The 21,648-nt window shown below is 64.5% G+C and carries 23 protein-coding genes; 11 read left to right on the top strand and 12 right to left on the bottom strand.

Going from position 1 to position 21,648, the window contains the following annotated elements; all coding sequences use genetic code 11:
- Positions 1-67 precede the first annotated feature (67 nt).
- Positions 68-634 (bottom strand): signal peptidase II, encoded by a 567-nt coding sequence (lspA, locus tag ACOQFP_RS24755; RefSeq protein ID WP_259468030.1) that lies wholly within the window; start codon positions 632-634, stop codon positions 68-70.
- Between the two features lie 106 nt (positions 635-740).
- On the opposite strand from lspA, the gene lnt reads away from it, so the two are divergent.
- The 3 genes from lnt to ccsB are packed head-to-tail and all read left to right on the top strand — an operon-like array spanning position 741 to position 4,974.
- Positions 741-2,354: an apolipoprotein N-acyltransferase gene (gene lnt, locus ACOQFP_RS24750; RefSeq protein WP_121870986.1), complete on the top strand. Its 1,614-nt coding sequence runs from the start codon at positions 741-743 to the stop codon at positions 2,352-2,354.
- Between the two features lie 27 nt (positions 2,355-2,381).
- The gene (gene resB, locus ACOQFP_RS24745; RefSeq protein WP_183130250.1) at positions 2,382-4,007 is read left to right on the top strand and encodes a cytochrome c biogenesis protein ResB; all 1,626 of its coding nucleotides are present in this window, start codon (positions 2,382-2,384) and stop codon (positions 4,005-4,007) included.
- A gap of 4 nt (positions 4,008-4,011) precedes the next feature.
- Positions 4,012-4,974, top strand: a complete 963-nt coding sequence (ccsB, locus tag ACOQFP_RS24740) for a c-type cytochrome biogenesis protein CcsB (RefSeq protein WP_121870985.1) — start codon at positions 4,012-4,014, stop codon at positions 4,972-4,974.
- Positions 4,975-4,983: 9 nt separating this feature from the next.
- On the opposite strand, the gene ACOQFP_RS24735 is transcribed toward ccsB, so the two are convergent.
- The 3 genes from ACOQFP_RS24735 to ACOQFP_RS24725 are packed head-to-tail and all read right to left on the bottom strand — an operon-like array spanning position 4,984 to position 7,930.
- Positions 4,984-5,325: a DUF3703 domain-containing protein gene (locus ACOQFP_RS24735; protein WP_259468029.1), complete on the bottom strand. Its 342-nt coding sequence runs from the start codon at positions 5,323-5,325 to the stop codon at positions 4,984-4,986.
- Between the two features lie 6 nt (positions 5,326-5,331).
- Entirely contained in the window at positions 5,332-7,539 is a 2,208-nt protein-coding gene (locus ACOQFP_RS24730) for a heavy metal translocating P-type ATPase (protein WP_121870984.1), read from the bottom strand.
- Entirely contained in the window at positions 7,532-7,930 is a 399-nt protein-coding gene (locus tag ACOQFP_RS24725) for an ArsR/SmtB family transcription factor (RefSeq protein WP_121870983.1), read from the bottom strand. Before ACOQFP_RS24725 ends, ACOQFP_RS24730 begins: the two co-directional genes overlap by 8 nt.
- Before the next feature lie 136 nt (positions 7,931-8,066).
- Here ACOQFP_RS24725 and ACOQFP_RS24720 point away from each other — a divergent pair, with 136 nt between their 5' ends.
- The 6 genes from ACOQFP_RS24720 (at position 8,067) to ACOQFP_RS24695 (ending at position 12,833) form a co-directional block, all read left to right on the top strand.
- Positions 8,067-8,726 (top strand): DsbA family protein, encoded by a 660-nt coding sequence (locus ACOQFP_RS24720; RefSeq protein WP_032370897.1) that lies wholly within the window; start codon positions 8,067-8,069, stop codon positions 8,724-8,726.
- Entirely contained in the window at positions 8,701-9,348 is a 648-nt protein-coding gene (locus ACOQFP_RS24715) for a vitamin K epoxide reductase family protein (protein WP_421585786.1), read from the top strand. The genes ACOQFP_RS24720 and ACOQFP_RS24715 overlap by 26 nt, the downstream gene beginning before the upstream one ends.
- 55 nt (positions 9,349-9,403) lie before the next feature.
- Positions 9,404-10,033 (top strand): TlpA family protein disulfide reductase, encoded by a 630-nt coding sequence (locus tag ACOQFP_RS24710; protein WP_121870981.1) that lies wholly within the window; start codon positions 9,404-9,406, stop codon positions 10,031-10,033.
- On the top strand, positions 10,030-10,662 hold the full coding sequence (locus ACOQFP_RS24705; RefSeq protein ID WP_121870980.1) for a TlpA disulfide reductase family protein: 633 nt from the start codon (positions 10,030-10,032) through the stop codon (positions 10,660-10,662). The genes ACOQFP_RS24710 and ACOQFP_RS24705 overlap by 4 nt, the downstream gene beginning before the upstream one ends.
- A complete protein-coding gene (locus ACOQFP_RS24700; RefSeq protein ID WP_135047279.1) occupies positions 10,659-11,492 on the top strand; it encodes a cytochrome c biogenesis CcdA family protein in 834 nt (277 codons plus the stop codon). The genes ACOQFP_RS24705 and ACOQFP_RS24700 overlap by 4 nt, the downstream gene beginning before the upstream one ends.
- 99 nt (positions 11,493-11,591) lie before the next feature.
- A complete protein-coding gene (locus tag ACOQFP_RS24695; protein WP_206498352.1) occupies positions 11,592-12,833 on the top strand; it encodes an Nramp family divalent metal transporter in 1,242 nt (413 codons plus the stop codon).
- 226 nt (positions 12,834-13,059) lie between these two features.
- Here ACOQFP_RS24695 and ACOQFP_RS24690 read toward each other — a convergent pair whose 3' ends face one another.
- The 3 genes from ACOQFP_RS24690 to ACOQFP_RS24680 all read right to left on the bottom strand — a co-directional run bounded on the left by ACOQFP_RS24690 (position 13,060) and on the right by ACOQFP_RS24680 (position 16,300).
- Entirely contained in the window at positions 13,060-13,959 is a 900-nt protein-coding gene (locus tag ACOQFP_RS24690) for a nucleotidyl transferase AbiEii/AbiGii toxin family protein (protein WP_206498351.1), read from the bottom strand.
- Entirely contained in the window at positions 13,956-15,002 is a 1,047-nt protein-coding gene (locus ACOQFP_RS24685; RefSeq protein ID WP_219520307.1) for a type IV toxin-antitoxin system AbiEi family antitoxin domain-containing protein, read from the bottom strand. Before ACOQFP_RS24685 ends, ACOQFP_RS24690 begins: the two co-directional genes overlap by 4 nt.
- Positions 15,003-15,520: 518 nt before the next feature.
- Positions 15,521-16,300, bottom strand: coding sequence for a hypothetical protein (locus ACOQFP_RS24680; protein WP_219520308.1), 780 nt, complete (start codon positions 16,298-16,300; stop codon positions 15,521-15,523).
- Between the two features lie 533 nt (positions 16,301-16,833).
- Here ACOQFP_RS24680 and ACOQFP_RS24675 point away from each other — a divergent pair.
- A complete protein-coding gene (locus ACOQFP_RS24675; RefSeq protein ID WP_206498896.1) occupies positions 16,834-17,061 on the top strand; it encodes a hypothetical protein in 228 nt (75 codons plus the stop codon).
- On the opposite strand, the gene ACOQFP_RS24670 is transcribed toward ACOQFP_RS24675, so the two are convergent.
- From ACOQFP_RS24670 to ACOQFP_RS24650, 5 genes are all read right to left on the bottom strand, one after another.
- Positions 17,037-18,311, bottom strand: a complete 1,275-nt coding sequence (locus ACOQFP_RS24670) for a hypothetical protein (RefSeq protein ID WP_141215153.1) — start codon at positions 18,309-18,311, stop codon at positions 17,037-17,039. The genes ACOQFP_RS24675 and ACOQFP_RS24670 overlap by 25 nt on opposite strands.
- Before the next feature lie 125 nt (positions 18,312-18,436).
- Complete coding sequence (locus ACOQFP_RS24665) at positions 18,437-18,784, bottom strand: helix-turn-helix domain-containing protein (protein WP_032400201.1); 348 nt, start codon at positions 18,782-18,784, stop codon at positions 18,437-18,439.
- Positions 18,784-19,914: a tyrosine-type recombinase/integrase gene (locus ACOQFP_RS24660; RefSeq protein ID WP_241258386.1), complete on the bottom strand. Its 1,131-nt coding sequence runs from the start codon at positions 19,912-19,914 to the stop codon at positions 18,784-18,786. Before ACOQFP_RS24660 ends, ACOQFP_RS24665 begins: the two co-directional genes overlap by 1 nt.
- 77 nt (positions 19,915-19,991) lie before the next feature.
- Complete coding sequence (locus ACOQFP_RS24655) at positions 19,992-20,456, bottom strand: VOC family protein (RefSeq protein ID WP_052047650.1); 465 nt, start codon at positions 20,454-20,456, stop codon at positions 19,992-19,994.
- A 148-nt stretch (positions 20,457-20,604) separates the two neighbouring features.
- The gene (locus ACOQFP_RS24650; protein ID WP_037190622.1) at positions 20,605-20,928 is read right to left on the bottom strand and encodes a hypothetical protein; all 324 of its coding nucleotides are present in this window, start codon (positions 20,926-20,928) and stop codon (positions 20,605-20,607) included.
- A 145-nt stretch (positions 20,929-21,073) separates the two neighbouring features.
- Here ACOQFP_RS24650 and ACOQFP_RS24645 point away from each other — a divergent pair, with 145 nt between their 5' ends.
- Positions 21,074-21,577, top strand: coding sequence for an ArdC family protein (locus ACOQFP_RS24645; RefSeq protein ID WP_421585785.1), 504 nt, complete (start codon positions 21,074-21,076; stop codon positions 21,575-21,577).
- Positions 21,578-21,648: the final 71 nt, after the last annotated feature.

Below are 21,648 nucleotides of genomic sequence, written 5' to 3'. Positions count from 1 at the left end.
AGGGACGTCCGTAGCGAGCACTGCACCGGCGACACGGCGAAGGAGCCGCAGACAGTGAGGTCCACGGTCAGGTGTGTGCGGCCGCCGAATCGGAACCGGGCTGCCTCTCGGCTGTATCCCGCACGAACACCGACGCACCGATCAGCACCACGACACCGCTGGTGATGTAGACATCGGCGAGGTTGAACGTCGGCCACCATCCAGTGTGGAAGTAGTCCGTGACCGCACCATCGACAAGCCGGTCGAGAACATTGGACAGGGCACCGGCGAGGATCAGTGCCAGCGCTGCCGTTGTCCACTGCTCCCCGTGCCGAGCGCTGTGCCATCCGTAGGCCGCGACCCCGGCGGTGATCGTCGCCGTGACCGACACGATCACCCATAGAGGCAGCGAATCGCCCAGGCTGAAGGCCATTCCGCGGTTGAAGGCGAGTCGCAGTTCGAGGACCGGTAGTGCGATCGGAGAGCCGGGCAACGCTTGTTGCGCCCAGTAGTCGACGGTCAGCGCGGTAGCGACCAATGTCAGCACGAGAGTCACTGTGTAAGCACGCACTCGCGTGGGAGACGTGGTGGGGGAGCGGTTCACGGATCCTCGTTCTCGGGTGTACCTCGGACGGGTGTTGCGCGTCGACGGCATGGGATCGGTCTCCACCGCAGAGTTGCCATAACTTCAAATACTATGCAACATAGTAATTGATGAACGGCAGAGACTTCTCCGGTACCGGCTGCACGCGAGTGCCGTCATGAGGGCCGCTCCTGACATCGAACCCGGACCTCGACCTCTCGGCTACGGCCCGAGCCGGGCGCGGTGGGTGACCGGCAGCAACGGAGTCCGCGCGTGGATCCGGCTCCTCGCCGTCGCGTCGTCCGGGCTGATGTTGTACGCCACGTTCCCTCCCGTCGATCTGTGGTTTCTCGCTCCCGCGGCGATTGCCGTGCTGGTGCTGGCGGTCCGCGGGCAGGGAGCGCTCGCGGGAGCCGGCTACGGCTTCGTCGCCGGCTCGGCGTTCTTCGTGCCTCTGCTGCCGTGGGTGGGGGAGTACGTCGGATCGGTGCCGTGGCTGGCGCTGGCCGTCGTTCAAGCCCTCTTCGTGGCGATGTTCGGCGCAGTAGCGGATCGGATGTCCCGACTGCCGTGGGGGCCGGTCTGGGTGGCGAGCGCCTGGGTGGCGATGGAAGCGGCACGATCTCGGATCCCGTTCGGCGGATTCCCCTGGGGCCGCATCGCATTCGGTCAATCCGACGGGCCGCTGCTGCCTCTGGCTGCGTTGATCGGCGCGCCGGGGTTGTCGTTCGTCGTGGTGCTGATCGGGTCCGCTCTGGCCGGTGCCATCGCTTCCGATCGCATCACCCGCAGAACTGCAGCAGCGTCGTGCATCGGTGCGGCCACTGCTGTAGGGGCGCTCGCGGTGGTAGCTCCACTGTTCGCTCCACCGCAGCAGGACACGGTCACCGTCGCCTTGGTGCAAGGCAACGTCCCGCGGCTCGGTCTCGACTTCAACGCCCAACGACGAGCAGTGCTCGACAACCACGTTCAGCGCACCATCGAGCTCGCCGACGACATCGACTCCGGCCGCGTACGCGCACCCGATCTGGTCATCTGGCCGGAGAACTCCTCCGACATCGACCCTCTGCGCAACCCCGATGCCGCCGCACGTATCGACGCCGCAGCCCGCGCCGTCGGAGTGCCCATTCTCGTCGGCACGGTGCTACGCCAGGGCGACGGCACCACCACGAACACCTCGATCGTGTGGGATCCCGCCAGCGGGCCCGGACAGATGCACGACAAGCGACAACTGGTGCCGTTCGGCGAATACTTGCCGATGCGCGCGATCGTCACGGCACTCTCTCCCTATGCCGCCCAAGCGGGAAACTTCACCCCGGGCCAGGGCAACGGTGTCGTCGACCTCGCCGGAGTGCCCGTCGCGGTGGCCACCTGCTACGAGGTCGCCTTCGACGCATTGCTCACCGACTCCGTTCGCGCCGGTGCCCAGCTGATCGCAGTGCCGACCAACAACGCCACCTTCGGTCGGACGAACATGACCTATCAACAACTCGCCATGTCGCGGGTGCGAGCGGTCGAACACGGGCGCAGCGTCGTCGTTTCGGCCACCAGCGGCGTCAGCGCCGTCATCGATGCACGCGGGGAGGTCGTCGAGCGCACGGAGCTGTTCACCCCCGCAGCTGTCGTCACCGAGGTGTCCCTGAGCGCCACGCTCACCCCGGCGACGATCACCGGCAGCGTTCCGGAATGGATTTCCGCCACCGGCGCTGTTGCGGCACTGGCGTTCTCGCTGCTGCGCCGACCACGCTCCACCACACCGAACACGCAAACTACTATGTCGCGTAGTATTTAGATGGTGGTCGGTGACGGGCGTGCGGAGATGACGATCGACGAACACCCCGGTGCGCACTCGCCGAGACTGGTGCGCAGAACAGTGGCGATGCTGCGCAACCGGTGGCGACAACTGACGTCGATGCGTACAGCGCTGGTGCTGCTGTTCCTCCTCGCCGCCGCAGCAATCCCCGGCGCACTGCTGCCGCAGCGCAATCTCAATACCCAGGCCGTCGATGCCTACATCGCCGCGCGCCCGGCTCTCGGGCCGGTGATGGACACACTGGAATTGTTCGACGTGTTCGCAAGTTCCTGGTTCACCGCGATCTACGTCCTGCTGTTCGTGTCCCTGATCGGCTGTCTGACTCCCCGGTTGATCGAGCACGGCAAAGCTCTGCGCGCACAACCTGTTCGAGTACCTCGAAACCTCACTCGACTACCGTTGCAGCATTCGGGCACCCTCGCCGGTGACCCCGAGAAGGTGATTGCCGACATCGCGCCGCACTTGAAAGGGTGGCGTACCGTCGTTCGGCCCGAGCCCGATGGGGCACTGACTCTCTCGGCCGAGAAGGGCTACACCCGCGAGGCCGGGAACTTGCTCTTCCACTTCTCTCTGATCGGTCTGCTCGCCGCTATCGCCATCGGCAAACTGTTCGGCTACGAAGGCTCGGTCATCGTCATCGCCGACAACGGACCCGGTTTCTGCAACACCTCTCCCGCCGTCTACGACTCCTTCCGCGCCGGCAACAGCACCGACGGCACCGGACTCGAGCCGTTCTGTATCCGGGTCAAGGACTTCACCGCCGACTACCTCGACAATGGTCAGGCCGAGATGTTCACCTCGAACATCTCCTACCAGAGCGCCGACGACATCGCCGCCGACACCTGGCGCGACTATCAACTCAAAGTCAACGAACCCCTCCGGCTCGGCGACGAACGCATCTACCTCACCGGACACGGCTACGCCCCCGAATTCACCGTCACCTTCCCCGACGGCCAGACCCGCACCGAAGCCCTGCAGTTCCGCCCCGACGACGCCACGACGTTCCTCAGCAGCGGCGCGCTGCGATTCGACCCACCCGGGGGGACCTACGCCACCGCCGACGAACGCCGCCGAGGCCAGATCGCCATCGAAGGACTCTTCGCGCCCACCGCGCAATTCAACGGAAACCTGCTCTCCTCCCGCTTCCCGGAATTGGTCGATCCCGCTGTGGCAGTAGACATCTACAAGGGCGACACCGGTCTCGACACCGGCATCCCGCAGTCGATCTTCTCCCTGGACCAGGAGATGATCAACCAGGGTCGGCTGGTCAAGCAGGACCGGGTCAACCTGCGGCCCGGAGAATCGACAACCCTCTCCGACGGCACCCTCGTCCGGTTCGACGGTGCCAAGGAATTCGCGAATCTCCAGGTCGGATACGACCCCGCGCAGCGGTGGGTCCTCGTGTTCGCGGTCACGATGATGACCGGACTACTGGTGTCCCTGGTCATCACACGCCGTCGTGTCTGGTTCCGGGCCCACCTTGGCGAACACGGTCTCTCGCGAGTGGACATGGGCGGCCTGGCTCGCACCGATCACGCCGGCTGGGGACCCGAATTCCAGACCCTCCGGTCACAGATCTGGCCGCAGACAACTTCGAGCGTCTCCGAGACCCACGACAGAGAAACGGTGTAACACCATGCCGATCGACGACACCCTCGCCCGTTGGAGCGACATCAGCTTCGAGACAGCCTTCGTGGTCTATCTCCTCGCAGCGATCGCATTCCTCGGCCAGCTCGCATCGACCCGTAGCGCGGCGCTGCACAATATGGAGCGACTGCGCACGCGGGTGATCGCAGTGACATCGACGACGCCAGGACGCATTCCCGATGCACCCCGGCGGGTTCCGTCCGAACGCATGGGCCGTACCGGACTCGGGCTGGTGATGGTGGCGCTGACGTTGCATGTCGGGTCGATCGTTCTTCGCGGGATCGCCGCCAGCAGGCCGCCGTGGGGCAACATGTACGAATTCGTCTCGGTCACCTGCGCGGCCGGTGTACTGGCTGCACTGGTGGTGCTGCGCTCCAAGCAGCTGCGCACCCTGTGGTTGTTCGTCCTGGTGCCGACGTTGATCCTCCTGTTCGTCGCTGGCACCGTGCTGTACGCCAACGCAGCACCGGTGGTACCGGCACTGCAGTCGTACTGGCTGCCGGTGCACGTCTCGATCGTCTCGCTCGGCAGCGGGGTGTTCTTGATCTCCGGGGTTGCGAGCGCGCTGTTCCTGATCCGCATGAAGCATCCCGAGGCCTCGGGGAGCAGAATGAGCCGAATCGTCGCCCGTCTGCCTTCCGCGCAGACACTGGACATCCTGGCGTACAAGACCACGATCTTCGCATTTCCACTCTTCGGCGTCGGCGTCATCCTCGGTGCCATTTGGGCCGAAGCCGCATGGGGCCGATTCTGGGGCTGGGACCCGAAAGAAACGGTCTCCTTCATCACCTGGATCGTGTACGCCTCCTACCTGCACGCCCGAGCCACCAGCGGATGGCGCAACACCCGCGCAGCATGGATCAACATCGCCGGATTCGTGGCGATGCTGTTCAACCTGTTCATCATCAACATGGTCGTCTCAGGCCTACACTCCTACGCAGGCCTGAACTGATGACTCCCGCTACGTGCCCCCCAGCGCGTCCGCAAGGTCCTGCGGAATGGGCATCGGCGACATCAGTCCCGCCTCGACCCGGCCGGTGTTACCGGCCGGGTATCGCCCCGACCACGATCCTGGAGCAGCGACCACGATCCGAATCAACTGGCCCCAGGATTCGCGCCGATCATGTTCTGTCACCGCAGCTTTCAACATCGCGGCGTGGTTGCGAGTATGCAACCACGGATAGGGCTGCGAGAGGATGTGTGCTCGTTCGAGGTGGTACCAGCGCACCTCTGTTGTCGATGCCCCTGCTGCTGCGGTCATTTCGATCTCGTAGAGCCTGCGTGCAGTTCGATCACCGCTCACAGGTCTCTACCTCTTTCCGCGGAAGAGTTCGCCGTGCGCGGGGGTCGATGTGCAGCAGGTACATCCATCCGAGCACCCGGAGCTGTCATCGTATGCTCCGATCGCCGATGGTGACGTTGTGGTGTTGGAGGCCAGTAGGTTCCCAGATGCGAGAGGTGCGGTGTTCCTCGGCGTCGGAGCCGGAGCACAGCAGGCATCCTCGAAGGCCGCTGCGGGTGCGATCGTGACGTTGAGGGCACCGGACGCCGCGGGCGGGGGCACGAACCCGTCCAAGGGAGTGGTGCGGGCGGCGCGAATCGCATTGGCTATGACCAGGACTTCGGCGAGTTCGTGGACGAGCACCACGGTGGCCAAGCCCAGGACACCGGTAGCAGCCAGTGGGACGAGCACGCCGATGATGGCAATCGACAAGGCGATGTTCTCGATCATGATGCGCCGGGCGCGTCGAGCGTGGGCCAGCACCTGCGGTAGATGCCGGAGGTCTTCCCCCATGAGGGCAACATCGGCGGTCTCGATGGCAACGTCGGTTCCCATCGCGCCCATGGCGATACCGACATCTGCGGTCGCCAAGGCGGGAGCGTCGTTGATGCCGTCGCCGACCATGGCAATCTTGCGTCCGGCCGCGATGTCGGTCAGCAGGGCCGCTTTGTCCTCGGGCAGTAGTTCGGCGTGGACGGCGGTGATGCCCGCCTGGGTCGCCAGAGCCTGCGCAGTGAGCGCGTTGTCGCCGGTGAGCATCGCAGTGTCGATACCGAGCGCGGTGAGTTGGCGGACAGCCTCGGCGGCCTCGGGCCGCAGTTCGTCGCGGACGGCGATCGCAGCGATCAGAACTCCGGCGCGTTCGACGAGAACGACTGTGGCACCGCTGCTCTGGAGACGAGCGACGTCGGCGCGGAACTCCTCGGAGCTGGGGTGTGTGTCGAACCAGCTCGGTTTCCCGAGCCTGATCGGGGCTCCGTCGAGGGTGCCGGTCAGGCCGTGCCCGGCGATGGCAGTGACATCATCGGCTGCCGCGACGGTCGATACGGAGGCCAGTACGGCGCGGGCGAGTGGATGCTCGCTGCGCGCTTCGAGCGCAGCAGCAACGGCCAGCGCGGCGTCGCGGCTGATTCCCGCAGCGGTGACGACGTCGACGACCTCCGGTCGTCCTGCGGTGAGGGTGCCGGTCTTGTCCAAGGCGACGACGCGAATGCGGCCCAGCTCTTCCACTGCTGCACCGCCTTTGATCAATGCCCCGTTGCGACTTGCTGCGCCGATTGCTGCAACCACCGACAAGGGAACGGAGATCGCCAGCGCGCACGGTGATGCCGCGACCAGGACCACCAGTGCGCGTTCGAGCCACAGCATCGGGTCACCGAGCACCGCGCCCACGCCGGCGACGAGTACGGCGAGAACCATGATCGAGGGCACGAGGGGGTGTGCAATCCGGTCTGCGAGCCGCTGGCCGGCCCCTTTGCGGTCCTGGGCTTGCTCGACGATGTGCACGATGCGAGCGAGTGAGCTCTCCGACGCCTTCGTGGTGACGGTGACCTCGATGGCCCCGCCGCCGTTGATGGCACCGGCATGCACCTCGTCACCGACACCGGCTTCGATGGGCACGGATTCACCGGTGATCGCAGACACGTCCAGGTTGGTCGAACCGCGAGCGATGGTGCCGTCCGTGGCAGCTCGCTCACCCGGCCGCAGCACCATGATGTCCCCGATCACGACATCGTCGGGGGACAGGGCCTGCTCGGTTCCACCGCGCAGGACAGATACCGTCGGCGGCACCAAGGACAGGAGTGCGCGCAGTCCGCGGCGGGTCTTGGAGACCGCGTATTCCTCGAGTCCCTCGGCGACGGAGAACAAGATGCCGAGCATCGCGGCCTCGGGGATCTGGCCCAATGCGATGGCACCGAGGAGCGCGATCGTCATCAGCGTGCCGACACCGATGCGTCCGTGTCGCAGATTTCTCACCGTCGCGGGAACGAAGGTGACGGCGGCGATCGCGGCAGCGATCAGAGCGCCGACGGTCGCAACCGCATCGGCACCCGTTCGACCGAGCACCCACGATGCGCCCAGGATGATCGCGGCGGCCGAGGCGAGTTGCAGCTCGCGGACCTGCCACAACCCCGGGAGTGCATCGGTCGGAGCCGGACCTCCCGTGCCCGCACCGTCAGCAGTGGATTCGGTGGTCGGCGCTGCCGGGGTAGGTCCGCAGCACGCGTCAGCCATGATCGACCCCGGTGACTTCGGCGGTGGCCGAGGCGGTGGGCAGTACCTCGGTCAGTGTCGCGAGCAGTCGGGTGCCGCGGTCGGTGAGCGAATACATGACCAACTTTCCCTCTCTGTTCGATGTGACGGCGTCCGCGGCTTTGAGTTTGCGGAGATGGTGGGAGACCAGCTTCTGGCTCTGTCCCACGATCCACGCGATGTCGCAGCCACACATCTGCCCGCCGGCGTTCAACGCGAGCGCGATGGTCAGTCGGGTGGGGTCGCCGAATGCTCGGGCAGCGTCGGCGACCGGTTCGATATCGCCGAGCGCGGGCAGAGTAGCGCGAACCCTCTCGGCGTGAGGGAGGTCCATACACAACAAATCGCACGAGTCCAGAGGTTCCAAGGCCATGGGCACAATCTAACAATCATGCGATCGTTAGGGAAGGTCCTTTAGTCAACGTTCGTACGATTGTTAGTGTCATAACGAGTCGAAACGCCCATATCGGGCCCATTGATCAATCCGAACGAATCGAGAAGGTAGTTGTATGAGCCGAGCGTTGAAGATTTCCTTGTCCCTGGTGATCGTGTTCGCCGCCGCGTTGGCTGTATTTCTGGTGGTGGATCGATCGGGGTCTCCGGATGCTGCCGCCGCCGAGCAGGCCGCGACCGACCCTGCCTCGATTGCGGTGCGCGAGAACAGTCATCGGTTGAACTCGGTGCCCGACGGCCGGGTCACGTTCGTGGAGTTCCTCGACTTCGAGTGCGAGGCCTGCCGATCGGCCTACCCGGCGATCGAGCAATTGCGTGAAGAGTACGGCGACCGGGTGAGCTTCGTGGCCCGCTACTTTCCGATCGCCTCCCACTTCAATGCCGAACGAGCCGCACGCGCAGTCGAGGCCGCGGCCCAGCAGGGCGGATTCGAGGCGATGTATCAGCGCATGTACGAAACGCAGGCGCAGTGGGGCGAACAGCAGGTTCCGCAGGACGAGTTGTTCCGCAGCTTCGCCGTCGAGCAAGGGCTCGACATGAGCGCCTTCGATGCCGCTTACACCGACCCTGCGACGCTCGCGCGCATCGAGGCCGACGTCGCGGACGGGATCGCGCTCGGCGTGCAGGGCACCCCGACGTTCTTCCTCAACGGCACCAAGATCGAACCGACCACGTACGGAGACCTCGCCGATGCCCTCGACGCTGCACTCGGCTGACCTCCCAGCGAACGAGACCCGACAAGGTGGATCGTTCGGCCGGAGCCTGCCCTGGCTGCTGCTGGTGGGCGGCCTGATCGGCCTGACCGCCGCGTTCGTGCTCACGGTAGAAAAGTTCGCTCTTGCGCTCGACCCCGCCTACGCCCCGACCTGCAGCATCAACCCGGTGCTCAACTGCGGATCGGTGATGGACACCCCGCAGGCGTCTGCGTTCGGATTTCCCAATTCCCTCCTCGGGATCGCAGGCTTCGCCGTCGTGGCAGCAGTGGGTGCCGCCCTTCTCGCCGGTGCGATGTTCGCGCAGTGGTTCTGGGGCGCAGTGCAGGTCGGTGTCACTGCTGCCGCAGTCTTCGTGCACTGGCTGATCGTGCAGAGCCTGTACGAGATCGGCGCCCTGTGCCCCTACTGCATGGCGGTGTGGGCGGTCACCGTACCGATCTTCTGGTACGTCACGCTGCGCAACCTCGACCGCGCCAGGTCGAAATCCGCTCTTCGGCAATGGTTTCGGGTATGGCTTGACTCGGTGATTCGCAATCACTCGATTCCGCTGACCGTGTGGTTTCTCTTCCTCATCGCCCTGATCGCGCAGCGTTTCTGGTCGTACTGGTCCACGCTCCTATGATCCGCGACGTACCGTTCGCCCCTCTGCCGCCCTCTCGAGAAAGAAGGTCACGGCGATGACGCGCGGCTGGTCGATCGTCATGCTCGTCGTTGTCGTTGCATCGATCGTCGCACTGTGGCCCCGCTCCGGTGGCGTCGAGGGCGGCCCGTCCGACGTCATCGCCAACAATGTCGCTCCGGTCGGACCCGAACCCACATTGTCCCGCCCGCCGGATGACGCGGCACGAGCAACAGCGCTACCGCTGTGTCCGCCGCCGGTACCGCGCGAAGGCGGTCCGCTGGCGGGAGTGATAGCGCGCTGCATCGGCAGCGACAGCTATGTCGATCTCGCCGATGTTCTCGGCAGCGAGGCGACGCTGATCAACCTGTGGGCATCCTGGTGCGGCCCGTGCCGCACCGAGATGCCCGTACTCGATGCCTACGCCGCAGAACCCGACGCGATCCCAGTCATCGGAATCGACGTCGAGGACCGACCCGAGGACGCGGCCGCGCTGCTCACGCAACTGGGCGTCCGCTATCCGAACTACATCGACGGCGGCAGCGTCCTGGACGCGCTCTCGGCACCGCCGGTCCTTCCCCTGAGCTTTTTCCTCCACCCGGACGGAACGATCGAGCGCGTCACCGACCCGACAGTGTTCGAGACGACAGACCAGATCCGCACTGCAGTAAAGGATTTCACCTCATGACACGTTTTTTCCCTGCGTGGGTCGGTGCGCGCCGTCAAGGCTCCACGCCCACCGCGGCAATTGGATCGATTCTTGCCGTCGTACTACTGATCTCCGGATGCTCCGACGGCGCACAGGCTGCATCCACGGGAGGTAGCTTCGACTTCGTCGCCCCCGGCGGTCGAACCGACATCGTCTACGATCCCCCCGAAACACGCGGTACCATAGGCGAACTCGCCGGCCCCGATCTGATGGAGGAAGGCAAGACGACCGCTCTGTCGGACTACGACGGCAAGGTGGTGGTGATCAATCTCTGGGGTCAGTGGTGTGGCCCCTGCCGCGGCGAAGCCGACGACCTCGAAGAGGTCTACGAGACCACCCGCGAGCGCGGCGTGCAGTTCCTCGGCCTCAACGTCAGAGATCCACAGAAGGACAAAGCGCAGGACTTCGTGGTCGACAACGACGTCTCCTACCCCTCGATCTACGACCCTTCGATGCGGACCCTGATCGCTCTCGGCGGGAACTACCCGACCAGCGTGATCCCTTCGACGCTGGTACTCGACCGTCAGCACCGCGTGGCCGCGGTCTTCATGCGCGCCTTGCTCACCGACGATCTCCTTCCCGTCGTCGAACGGGTAGCCGCAGAATGACGACTCTTCTCGCCCAGGACATCGGGTCGGCCTTCCAGAACGCGGCATCGAGCGGGCCCCTTCTGCTCGCGATCGCGGCATGCATGCTCGCCGGGTTGGTCTCGTTCGCCTCCCCGTGCGTGGTGCCGCTGGTGCCGGGATACCTGTCCTACCTGGCGGGAATCGCCGGTGCCGACGCCCAATCAGCCGAGACCCGATCGCCCGGCACCTCGACCACCGGCACGTCGTCGACGGAGCTGGCGAATCGCTGGCGTGTGGCCGGCGCAGCGTCGTTGTTCGTCGCCGGATTCACGATCGTCTTCGTCCTCGCCACAGCCTCGATCTTCGGAGTCATCGGCACCTTGCGCATCAACGAGCAAGTGCTCCAACGAGTCGGCGGCGTCATCACGATCATCATGGGTGCGGCGTTCATCGGATTGATACCCGTTCTGCAACGCGACACCCGATTCGCACCTCAGCAGATCTCGTCCCTCGCTGGAGCGCCGCTGCTCGGCGGTGTGTTCGCGCTCGGCTGGACACCGTGTCTGGGCCCCACCCTCGCCGGCGTTCTGTCTGTTGCAGCAGGAACCGAAGGTGCAACCGCAGCTCGCGGGGTCACTCTCATCGTCGCGTACTGCATGGGGCTCGGCCTACCGTTCGTCGTCCTCGCGTTCGGTTCGAGTTCGGCGATGCGCGGGGTGGGGTGGCTTCGGAGGAACTCGCAGAAGATCAAGGTCGCGGGCGGTGTCATCATGATCGCCGTCGGCATCGCGCTGCTGACCGGAGTGTGGGGATTGTTCATCGCCTGGATCCGCAACGAATTCGTCAGTGCAGTGGTCCTGCCCATCTGATCGAGATGTCGCCGAACCACCGCGCCGCGTTGCATTGTTCGGGTAGCCGAACTATATTTTCAGGGTCCTGACATACTGTTGGTGCCGGAGGGTGTGGTCATGTCTGTGCTGCAGCGCCGATCGTCTCGGCCGCCCTCGAGGTTGCGGTCGGGCCTCGTTCTGCTCGGACCCGCTTTCGTCGCAGCGATCGCCTACGTCGACCCCGGCAATGTCGCCTCCAATGTCAGTGCCGGTGCGCAGTTCGGATACCTGCTGGTCTGGGTGATCGTTGCCGCGAATGTGATGGCCGGTCTCGTGCAGTTCCTCTCCGCCAAACTCGGCATCGTCACCGGAATGACACTGCCCGAAGTCGTTCGCGAGAAGTCGAGCAGGACTGTGCGACTGGCATATTGGGGGCAAGCAGAGGTGGTCGCCATGGCGACCGACCTCGCCGAAATCGTCGGCGGTGCGATCGCCCTCTACTTGCTCTTCGACCTGCCGCTCCTGATCGGCGGCCTCATCACCGGGGCCGTATCGATGATCTTGTTGATGGTCCAGGATCGGCGGGGCCAACGGCCCTTCGAGTTCGTGATTCTCGGGCTACTCGGTGTCATCGCGGTCGGATTTCTTGCCAGCGTCGTCGTGGAACCGCCATCGTTCACCGAGGCCGCGGCCGGTCTGATTCCGCGGTTCGACGGCGCGGAAAGCGTGTTGATCGCCGCCGCGATGCTCGGTGCGACGATCATGCCGCACGCGGTGTACCTGCACTCCGGTCTAGCACGTGACCGGCACGGACACCCCGAGGCAGGGCCTGTCCGGCAGCGGTTGTTGCGGATCACCCGGATCGATGTCGGGTTGGCGATGCTGCTGGCCGGTGCAGTGAACATGTCGATGCTGCTGCTGGCGGCATCGACGCTCGGGGGCCGCGAGGGCGTCAATTCCATCGAAGGAGCCCACGCCGCAGTAGGTGACACTCTGGGGCCGGTGGTAGCACTGCTGTTCGCGGTGGGCCTGCTGGCCTCGGGCCTTGCATCGACATCGGTCGGGGCGTACGCGGGGGCGATGATCATGGATGGGCTACTACGTAAGCGCATTCCGATTCTGGTGCGACGACTGGTGACACTTGTTCCCGCACTGGCAATTCTGGCAGCAGGAGTCGACCCCAGTCGGGCACTGGTCGTCTCGCAGGTCGTGCTGTCGTTCGGTATCCCATTCGCGTTGATTCCCTTGGTGCGGTTCACCTCGGACCGCATCTTGATGGGCGGCGATGTCAATCACCGGATCACGGCATACGCGGCATGGCTCATCGCGGGAATCGTCGTCGCACTGAACATTGCACTGATCTATCTGACCGTGGTCTGACTGCACCCAAAACCGGGATCGCATCATTCCTCGGTATCGGCAGAGTCACCCTCTACCGACACCTCGCCGCCCTTTAGTAGTCAGCGGGGGAGAGGCCGCGTACCTTTCTTCCACACCAACGGGCCACAGTGCCACTGCGGCAGCGAGAGTCGAGCACTCCTGCCTCAAACGCCATGACGAGGAGTGGTTCATTTCTTTGTCTTTCTAGCTTCCCGATCCGAGCTACTCAGCCCCACTCGGCAGTGTCCGGGTCCCAAAACCCGCGAACAACCCGATTCGACAAAATTGGATCAAGGCACCGCCCTGCGGCCACCAACGCCGAGTCGAGAGTCAACGCCGAATCAGGCAATCCCGACACCGTTCGAGCAAGCGCCTCATAACCGGCAGTCCACGCAGAGGAAGGCGCGGACATGGCCGGCGGCAAGTCCAATCCCCGACGTTCGGACTCCTGAGACAGGCCACGCGCCAACACATCCGCTGCGAAATGCCAAGCAGAAATTATCAGTACCAGATCAACCAGATCGTGATACCGCGACGACGGACCACCATTCGACCCGTACTTCCCATACATCGCACACACCTTGTCGGCGATCTGCGCCGGCAACGGGTACAACGCAAACTCCGGCATCTCAGCCAGATCTTCCATGACCACGATCGGTGTCGGGGACTGATAATCGACGTCACCTACTGCAACAAGCTCAGTCGCAAGGTCTATCGGAAAAGTGAAGAGTTGCACTGCGTCGTAATAGACGTCGACCTTGAGTTTCGCGCCGTCGACACCACCAGTCATCGCAGTAGGTGCATCGCGTATAGCGAAGCGAAGTGGATCGAGTTCGCTCAGATCTGCTGCCGCCCGAAGATCTTCGACTGCCCCTTCAAGGCCCGCTGTGGTGTGCAGAAGGTCGATATCCTGGCTGTAGCGCGCATCTGGGAGCCGCACCAACAGTGATGCGCCACCTTTGAGCAACCACCGCCCCTCCTGTTGCGAGAAGATCCGCGCCAAGAACCGCTGGAGATAGAACTCCCGCCGCAAATACTCGAATGGACGCCCTCGAAGATTGGACTCTGTCTTCAGTCGGTCCGTCAGCGACCGTTGGAACGCTTTAGCTCCTCGAATTCTCGTCACTGCGTGCGCCGCTGGCGGTTGGCGGTCTTCTGGGCCTCAGCGACCACAGGCGGATCCACAGCAGCTGCCGCATCCCGAAGGTTTTGTATCGCCGGAGAAGCGGCCAGTGCCATCGATTCTCGAATACTCTGCATCGCCGGAGCATTGGCCAGTGTCACCGATTCCCCAAGACTTCGCACCGCCGGAGAGTCGACCAGTGTCATCGATTCTCGAATACTCTGCATCGCCGGAAGGACGGTCTGTGCCATTGAATTCAGAAGATTTTGCACCGCCGGAGAACTGACCACTGCCATCGAATCTCGAAGACTCTGCATCGCCGGAGAATTCAGGAAGTCGGTGTTCACCAGCCCGAGTTCCCCTTGTACGGCCAGACGCTGGCCTAGCGCACGCGTGGACTGAGGAATCCCAGCCTCGTCGAGGAAGCGACTCAGAAGACCTTCCCCATCGCCCAGCTGAACCCCGTACCTATGGGCATACGGCCGCAGCGCCTCACTCGCACTCTCCGAATCCACACGATTGGTGACAACAGCGTCGCGAACGATGCCCGCCAGGTGCCCACCATCGAGATGCCCCGCGGCGAGATCGACGATCGTCCTCAGCACCGTTGTAACCGGCAGCCCATCCGCGAGTGTCCACGCACCCCTCTCGTAGGAAGCAATGCGGTACCGAACATCGGGCAGACGAGACTGCCGCCGCTTCGCAGTCGCGAACTCCATCACATCAGCATCAACGTCGCCGAGCCCGTGAAGCCACGCAGCAGACCTGTGCGTCACCACAGCCGGAGACTCATCCCGCAGACGCTCACCCACGGTCACACTTGGTTCGATCATCATCCACGCAGCCCGGAGCTGCTCCGACGGAACGCTCGGCGCTCCACCGACCCGATAGGCGCCATGGCGGATCCGCTCCACAGTTCCAGACTTGGCCATGCGGGCAATCTGCTGTGCGGAGAACCCCAGGCCCTTTGCCTGCGCCATGGTGAACAGACCCCACTGCTCCGACGACAGATCAGCGAGGTCGAGGATTCTAAGATCGCTAGACATACGGACCACAATACCCGCCTAAGTAGCGCTTCTCCTGCAAAAGTTACCTCTTCGGTGTAACTTTTGCAGGATGATCGGGATGTAAGTCACACGTGCGAGTCAGCGCTGGACCCTCGTTCACTTCCATGTAGATAGCTAGACGTGCACCACCATATGCGCATAAATAGCACATGGTCTGCAAAAGTTACCTCAGGGTTGTAAGTTTGGCAGGATGATGTGGATCTAAGTCGCACGCTTTGAGCCCAATGGCGTCCTCGACAGCCTCGAGCGCTTCGACGGCACCGCACCACCACACCTGCTTCATCTCTAAGGCCAGGACTAAGTACGGGGCGACCCGAAACCGTTGCAACAGAACAGCTCTGTCAGTGCCCACCGCCATACTTACCGTCATGCGGATACGAACCATCGACGGACCACCACTACCCGCCGAAATCGCCGAACAGGCGGCCCGTGCGATCGCCCTCACCGCCCTGCAAACAATCGACCAAGCTCACAGTGAGCCAGCCGATAGGGGTCGATCAGGAACTACCTGTAGGCCTGTCTACTGACTCCAATGCGTCCGCGAGCCTCAGAACGTCCCTATCGCGATCGTCGAGAGCCGCGACCGCCCTCGCCGTCAAATCGTTGAAAGCGGTGCCGAATTCCTCGATCGACGAGTCTACATAGTCACGTAGTTCCGCATCCTGCAGCCTGGCTCGAACTGCGTACTCAAGATGGTCACGGGCCTGCCTCATCGCCCGGTGAACGGGGTTGAGCGGAATACGCGTCGAGTCGTATCCAGCAAGACGCAACTCAGAAGTGAAGTCATTCTTACTGTTGGCCGCAGCTACGACGTCGGCGAGATAAGAGTCGACTAAGGCCCAACTACTGTCCGGATCGGCAACAGGAAGTCGCGGTATCGCATTCTTCGTCCGCCCCACGGCACGGGCGAACTCCGCATAGAACGCCAGCATCCGGGCAAACAGTGCACCGTCCCGATCGCGCACGTTCCGAGCGTTCACCAGACGCTGCTCCGCAAGCCACTGATCACGCTTGAGCTGCAACTCATCCCGAGCCTGATCCTTCTGTAACTGGATCTGCTCGTCAAACTTCTCCCGCTCGGTCTTCATATTCTCCCGCTGACCATGAAACGCGATATAGGCCGCAGTGATCAGAAACGGCCCAGCCACGAACCCCGCGATCAACGTCGCCTGCGGCTGAGTCAAATCCCAGTCCATCAACGGACCCCACACAATTCCTCCCACGATCAACACAACAGGGACACCGAAGGCCAGCGACACACCAAGAACCCACTTCATGCCTCGGCATCATGCCTTGCTCCAACATCACCCATGTTGGTCTGTCAACATTCCACGCCACCCCGACCACCGAATTCGTCCCATTGCTGCCGCGACACCGAGCGTGGCCGGTCTCCGTTGCTCCCGCACAGTCACCGGGCGAGCTCCTCAGGTGGGAGGTGGCCCGCTGGCCGGCGGCGACGCGCGTGATGCATTCCGCCTGGCGGTGGTGCCGGCCACCTTGCGGGCGTCCCTCCGAACCGAGCTCCGCTGCGCTCCGCACCGCGAATAGACATCGATTTCTTGTCGCACATCTGGCTCCCGGCGATACTGCATCACCCGGGCCCGCCGCCTCAACCCCTCGCTCCGCTGCGCTTCGACCGAAGGCTCCGAACACTTTTCGTCCCGTGCTCGCTGCGCTCCCACGAAAACTGTCCTGCCGCGGGGTTGCCCCGTCGTTCCCGTGCGCTGCTGTCTCTCCTCACGCCAGAGGACGGCGACAAGAAATTGGCAGAGCAGGCCGGGGGACCGGTCACGAGGGAGAGGGGCCAGTCATGGCATCACGGACCAAGACCAGTGCAGCGGACAAGGCCGAAGCACGCCGCGAGCTGGCGGCATCACTGCACGCCTCGATCACGGACAAGGTAGCCGAGCTGACCAGCTCCGATACCTGGCGCGCGTACCTCGATCACGTGGCCTCGTTCCACTCCTACAGCACTGGCAGGGTTGCCGTATTCGACCCTGCGAATAGCGAGACTCAGGAGTGGCGGTCGGCGGCGTAGTTCGCCCATTGGCCGCTGGCTCGGAGCGTGTGCTGCGCGACGGTGTGTGCGTTCAGACCCAGCATCGCGGCGAGTGCGCTCGGTGGGAGCTCTCGGGTGAGGTGGGCGATGGCGGACAGTCTCAGGGCCTGCGGACTGATACCGATGCGACGCAACCGGTTACCGAGCGCCGTCGCCGTGAGTGGTATGTCAGCACGGTGACCGGGGAAGAGCCATGTCTGAGGTATCTGCTCGGCGGTTCCTGCGCGTCGTGGTCGGGGTAGTTGCAGTGCGATCTGGGCGAACGGATCCGGTAGCAGAAGCGTGTCGGCGCTGCCGAGCCGCAGTTCCACCCCGGCGTCGGTTTCGGTGACGTGGGCAGTGGTGAGTCCGGCGATACGGGTCAGTGGTTGGGCGAACAGCGCGATCAAGGCGCCGGCGAGCCGGTCGGCGGGGTCCAGAGACTCGTCGTGGACGAGGCGTCGGCAGATCTGCCACCTCTCGTCGTCGTCGGTGGGGACTTCCGCTCGGCCTCGGTAGCTCGAGGGGAGGGTGAGTGTGCGGGGTAGGTGCCGGTTGCGTCGTGCCCACGTCAGGAAGGACCGCACGCGCCAGTGGGCGGCTCCAGGCGCGCTGAACCAGGTGTCGATGTCGTGTTGTGTGCACTCGCCGAGCTCTGTCGAGCGCTGCTGCAGCAAGTCGAGGAACAGTGCCGATTGGCGAATCTGTGAGCGAGCGTTCTGGGCGCCGACATGGCCTTCCCGCTTCTCGGTCGCCGCGCGCAATCTGGGGAGTACGGCCCACTGTGTCCACCGGGTCAGGAGTGCGCGGTGGTTCGGGGTCAGGCTGCTCAGTAGTTGGGGGAGTTGGGCTTCGAGGCGGCGCAGGCTGCGGTCGAGGTCCGGGCCGAGGATGCCGGTGGCGACGAGGAGTGAGCGCAGGTGCTCGACCGACTTCGGGTGCGGGAGGGTGTCGAACGAGGTGTGTGTGAGGGCTGTGCTGCCGTCCTGGATGGAGAGCAGCAGGGGTGTGGTGCGGATCAGCCACCGGCGGGTGGTGACGGGTTCGGCGTGCAGGAGCGGCTGCCGCAGCGGTGCGAGGGGGCCGTCGGCATGAGGAGGGATTATCGCGTCGAGGCGGCGGGTCAGTGTGCACCGGTGACAGAGGGTGTCGCCTTCGGCGCCGGTGAGAGCTGATCCTGTTGCATCGCAACAGGTGCAGGTGCGACGCGCCTTCTGGCGGCACCACCGGCAGGTGTCGGCGTCGTCCAACAGTTTGTCCGGCTTTCTGCAGCCGGCGCACGTACCGCGGTGCTGCGTGGCTCGTTTTCTGCAGCGGTCGCACACCGTCATGCCGCGAACCTCGGCGGTGGTGCAGATGCGACACCGTCCTGCGATCACTGTCGCCGGATGTCGGCGCGTCGTGGTGTGCGGGTCTTGGCGCGGGTGGTCGCGGCAGCGGTGTCGGGGCGGTGTGTCGATGTTCCGGTCGCGGTCCCTGTGGCGGGTTCGGCGATCGGTTCGATGAGGTCGTTGGGTGTGCAGGTGAGGATGTCGCACAGTGCCATCAGCGTGCGCAGGCTCAGACGTTCGGGTGTCCCGGTGACCAGGCGATACACCTGTGCTTCGGAGAGTGTGATGCCCCGTTCGGCGAGGAGGGGTCCGAGTCCGGTGGTCGCGAAGATGCCCTGGTCGGCCAGGAGGCGGCGCAGATGCCACTGGTAGTTCAGCTGCGGGTGCGGCATCAGTTCTCCTCGTCGGTGCTCGCGGTGGTGAACGCCCGACTCAGTGCTCGTCGGAGGGCGTTGTTCTTGTAATCGGTGCCGACGCTGGTGTAGATCGCGGTGGTCGATCCCCAGGAGTGTCCGAGTTGTTGTTGGACGAAGAGGTGATCGAACCCGTCCTCGAGCAGATGTGTCGCATACGAGTGGCGCAGACAGTGCGGGCCGAGGTGCTTCTCGAGCCCGACGGCGTCGCGGTACTCGGCGAACCGTTGGGAGATCGACACCGCTCCCACCCGTGCGCTGCGCTCGGTGGGCCAGAGGGCGAGTTGGTCGGAGTCGTAGAGGGGCCGGATCTCGGTGACCCACTCGTCGACGGCCTCGGCGGCCCATTCCATGGTGGTCAGGACCGTGCGGCGCCGCGGCGGTCCGCCGGAGAGGGCTTTGCCGTGGCGCACCGACAGCGCCCCGTAGCGGCCGAACTCGGTGGCCGCGGGGTTGGCGGTCCAGTCGACGGTGTCGAGCATCGAGGCCTCCCGGCGGCGTAGGCCCCAGGCGTAGATCACCTTGAACAGCGTGGCGTCGCGATAGCTCGCCAGCCATCCTTTGCGGCCGGAGGCGCCGACCCGGTTCACCCGGGTGTCGCAGTAGTCGAAGAACGCCTGCAGCTCGTCGCGGGTCAGCGGCCGATTGCCGGGTCGCCCTTCATAGTCGCTGCGGTGCACGACCATGTTCCACTCGTGGAAGATCTGCACCGGGTGCACCCCGAAGTGCCGCTCACAGACCTCGTGCCACCGGTAGCGGACGTCGGAGATGTAGCTGCAGAAAAGCGATGCCGCCATCTGATACAGCCGCACCGTCGAATGCGCGGCTCCCGACTCCACCAGATGCGTCGTCCACTCCTCGACGTCCGCCGACGACCACTGCCACGGGTAGTCGTTGGTGAAGACCACCAACCGGCGCACGATCTGTGTCCGCCGCTCGATGGTCAGGTTCGCGAGCATCCGCGAGCGCTGCTGTTGCTCCCACCCTTCGATCATCGCCGCGAGCACGGTCTCCTCGGGCGCGAGCAGCGACAGACCGTCTCGCATCAGGTGATCTGCCGACCCCCCGGCGCGAGAAGCGCCGGACCCGACGGTATCCATGGCCGACATCGCATGAACGTATCATGCATCCAATGCAAGTTTCGTGATGACGCCGATGGATGCGTGGTGATCAACGGCTCCGCCGGTCAGGAAGTGGTGACAGCGTCACCGTCACCGTCGACGACCGGGCTTTCGGTCCGAATAGTGTTCGTGGAGAACGTGAGCAGGTTCCCATCGCCGTCGACGGTCGCGAATTCCGTCGTCCCCCAGTCCGTCGCGACGGGGTGGCCGGCGTCTGCCGGGTGCAGAACGCCCGCGCGCGAGAGTTCGTCGTACAGTTCCGTGATCTCGTCGACGGTGATGCGGCAACTGGCCGTTCCGGCGAGGAAGGTCTCCGCTCCGCTGCACACCGGCCACGGCGCAGGGTCGGTGCGGGTGGTCCAGCTGTCGTCGTCGGAGGCCCACAGGTGGATCTCGACGTCGTCTCGAGTGAGCTTGGCGAAGGTGGGATCGGAGTACTGCGCCGTGAAGCCGAAGGCGCGGGTGTAGACGGCGATCGCGGTCTCGATGTGCCGTACCGGCAGCGCGGGGACCGCTCTGGACATAGCCATGGGCAACACTAACGCCGGCGAACGCCACGAGGGAGTGAACGCTGCCGTGCCTTAGGGGAGTGCGTGCAGGTCGAGGTTCACTGGTCGCCGCGCGGGCGCTACCGCTCAGTGTTCGACCGGGGCGGCGGGACGCGACCCTTCGCTGCGTTCATCGTTGCAGCGCTTCGCCTTTCGATTGCAGCGACGCGGCGAGTTGGTCGACGGTCGGCAGACCCGCCAGGCCGCGGTCGGTCGAGTAGACGCGGCAGGCGAGTTCGGTCAGTTGCACGGCATCGTCGAAGGCATCGACGCCGTCGACAAGGATGGTCGGTGAGCCGGCGAAGGCCGACGCCGCTGCCTCGGCGTCGGACGAGATCAGCCGGTGACCGATCTCGATGTCCGACTGTCCGATCAGGCTGGCCGCAGCGCGAACCCGGTCCGCAGCTTCCTGCCAGTTCGGGCACCCGTCGAAGTACAAGATTTCCACCTTCATACGAGCGAGTCTGCCCTCGAATCGGATGGCGTGCCGGTGCGGCCACAACGGGCGTCGGTTCATGGTGAGATCGTGTCGGCTGCAACGGGCGGGGCGGCGATCGTGCATCTGATGCTATTCCGCATCCTTTTTCAATAATGTCCTGTTGATCCTCGCCCAGAAGCCCGAGGCAACGCAGGTCGCCGGATTCCGTGCCTGGCAGCAGCGTGGGCGGCAGGTCCGCAAGGGGCAGAAGGCGATCCGGATCTACGGCTACAGCTCCCGCATCGTCACCGAGACCGACCCCGCCACCGGCGACGAAGAGACCCGCAAGGTGCCCACCTTCCCGATTCTGTCGGTGTTCGACCACTCCCAAACCGACCCGATCGAGGGACACCCCCAGCCCGAGGAAATCGCCCAGCTGCTCACCGGCGCCGATCCGGACGCGATCTACGACCGCGTCGCCGCGATCATGACCGGGCGTGGATGGACCGTCACCCGCGAGGCGATCGCCAGCAGCGCGAACGGCTACACCACCACCGACGGCTCCCACCGGATCGTCGTCGACGCAGCGTTAGAACCCGCAGCGGCCGCGAAAACGATGATCCACGAACTGTTGACCGCACCAACGGACACGTCGACCTGGAGTTGTTCCCTCGGTTGCGGATGAGGCGCGCGGTGTCCGGTTGATGTGGGCGACAGTGCTTCCAGTCTGTGCTCAGGTCGTAGTAAGGATCGGGC

The sequence above is a fragment of the Rhodococcus sp. MALMAid1271 genome (assembly GCF_049195265.1).
Taxonomy (GTDB): domain Bacteria; phylum Actinomycetota; class Actinomycetes; order Mycobacteriales; family Mycobacteriaceae; genus Rhodococcoides.
The sequence above is the reverse complement of the archived record's forward strand: the minus strand, read 5'-3'. Positions and strand labels throughout refer to the sequence as shown.

Bases quoted from the DNA above. Each gene is read 5' to 3' on its own strand.
- ACOQFP_RS24680 (WP_219520308.1), bottom strand. From the start codon at position 16,300: ATGAAGTGGGTTCTTGGTGTGTCGCTGGCCTTCGGTGTCCCTGTTGTG.
- resB (WP_183130250.1), top strand. From the start codon at position 2,382: ATGACGATCGACGAACACCCCGGTGCGCACTCGCCGAGACTGGTGCGC.
- ACOQFP_RS24695 (WP_206498352.1), top strand. From the start codon at position 11,592: ATGTCTGTGCTGCAGCGCCGATCGTCTCGGCCGCCCTCGAGGTTGCGG.
- ACOQFP_RS24685 (WP_219520307.1), bottom strand. From the start codon at position 15,002: ATGTCTAGCGATCTTAGAATCCTCGACCTCGCTGATCTGTCGTCGGAG.
- ACOQFP_RS24710 (WP_121870981.1), top strand. From the start codon at position 9,404: ATGACGCGCGGCTGGTCGATCGTCATGCTCGTCGTTGTCGTTGCATCG.
- ACOQFP_RS24675 (WP_206498896.1), top strand. From the start codon at position 16,834: ATGGCATCACGGACCAAGACCAGTGCAGCGGACAAGGCCGAAGCACGC.
- lnt (WP_121870986.1), top strand. From the start codon at position 741: ATGAGGGCCGCTCCTGACATCGAACCCGGACCTCGACCTCTCGGCTAC.
- ACOQFP_RS24655 (WP_052047650.1), bottom strand. From the start codon at position 20,456: ATGGCTATGTCCAGAGCGGTCCCCGCGCTGCCGGTACGGCACATCGAG.
- ACOQFP_RS24730 (WP_121870984.1), bottom strand. From the start codon at position 7,539: ATGGCTGACGCGTGCTGCGGACCTACCCCGGCAGCGCCGACCACCGAA.
- ACOQFP_RS24650 (WP_037190622.1), bottom strand. From the start codon at position 20,928: ATGAAGGTGGAAATCTTGTACTTCGACGGGTGCCCGAACTGGCAGGAA.
- ACOQFP_RS24725 (WP_121870983.1), bottom strand. From the start codon at position 7,930: ATGGCCTTGGAACCTCTGGACTCGTGCGATTTGTTGTGTATGGACCTC.
- ACOQFP_RS24715 (WP_421585786.1), top strand. From the start codon at position 8,701: ATGCCCTCGACGCTGCACTCGGCTGACCTCCCAGCGAACGAGACCCGA.
- ACOQFP_RS24665 (WP_032400201.1), bottom strand. From the start codon at position 18,784: ATGCCGCACCCGCAGCTGAACTACCAGTGGCATCTGCGCCGCCTCCTG.
- ACOQFP_RS24700 (WP_135047279.1), top strand. From the start codon at position 10,659: ATGACGACTCTTCTCGCCCAGGACATCGGGTCGGCCTTCCAGAACGCG.
- ACOQFP_RS24705 (WP_121870980.1), top strand. From the start codon at position 10,030: ATGACACGTTTTTTCCCTGCGTGGGTCGGTGCGCGCCGTCAAGGCTCC.
- ccsB (WP_121870985.1), top strand. From the start codon at position 4,012: ATGCCGATCGACGACACCCTCGCCCGTTGGAGCGACATCAGCTTCGAG.
- ACOQFP_RS24720 (WP_032370897.1), top strand. From the start codon at position 8,067: ATGAGCCGAGCGTTGAAGATTTCCTTGTCCCTGGTGATCGTGTTCGCC.
- lspA (WP_259468030.1), bottom strand. From the start codon at position 634: ATGCCGTCGACGCGCAACACCCGTCCGAGGTACACCCGAGAACGAGGA.
- ACOQFP_RS24660 (WP_241258386.1), bottom strand. From the start codon at position 19,914: ATGTCGGCCATGGATACCGTCGGGTCCGGCGCTTCTCGCGCCGGGGGG.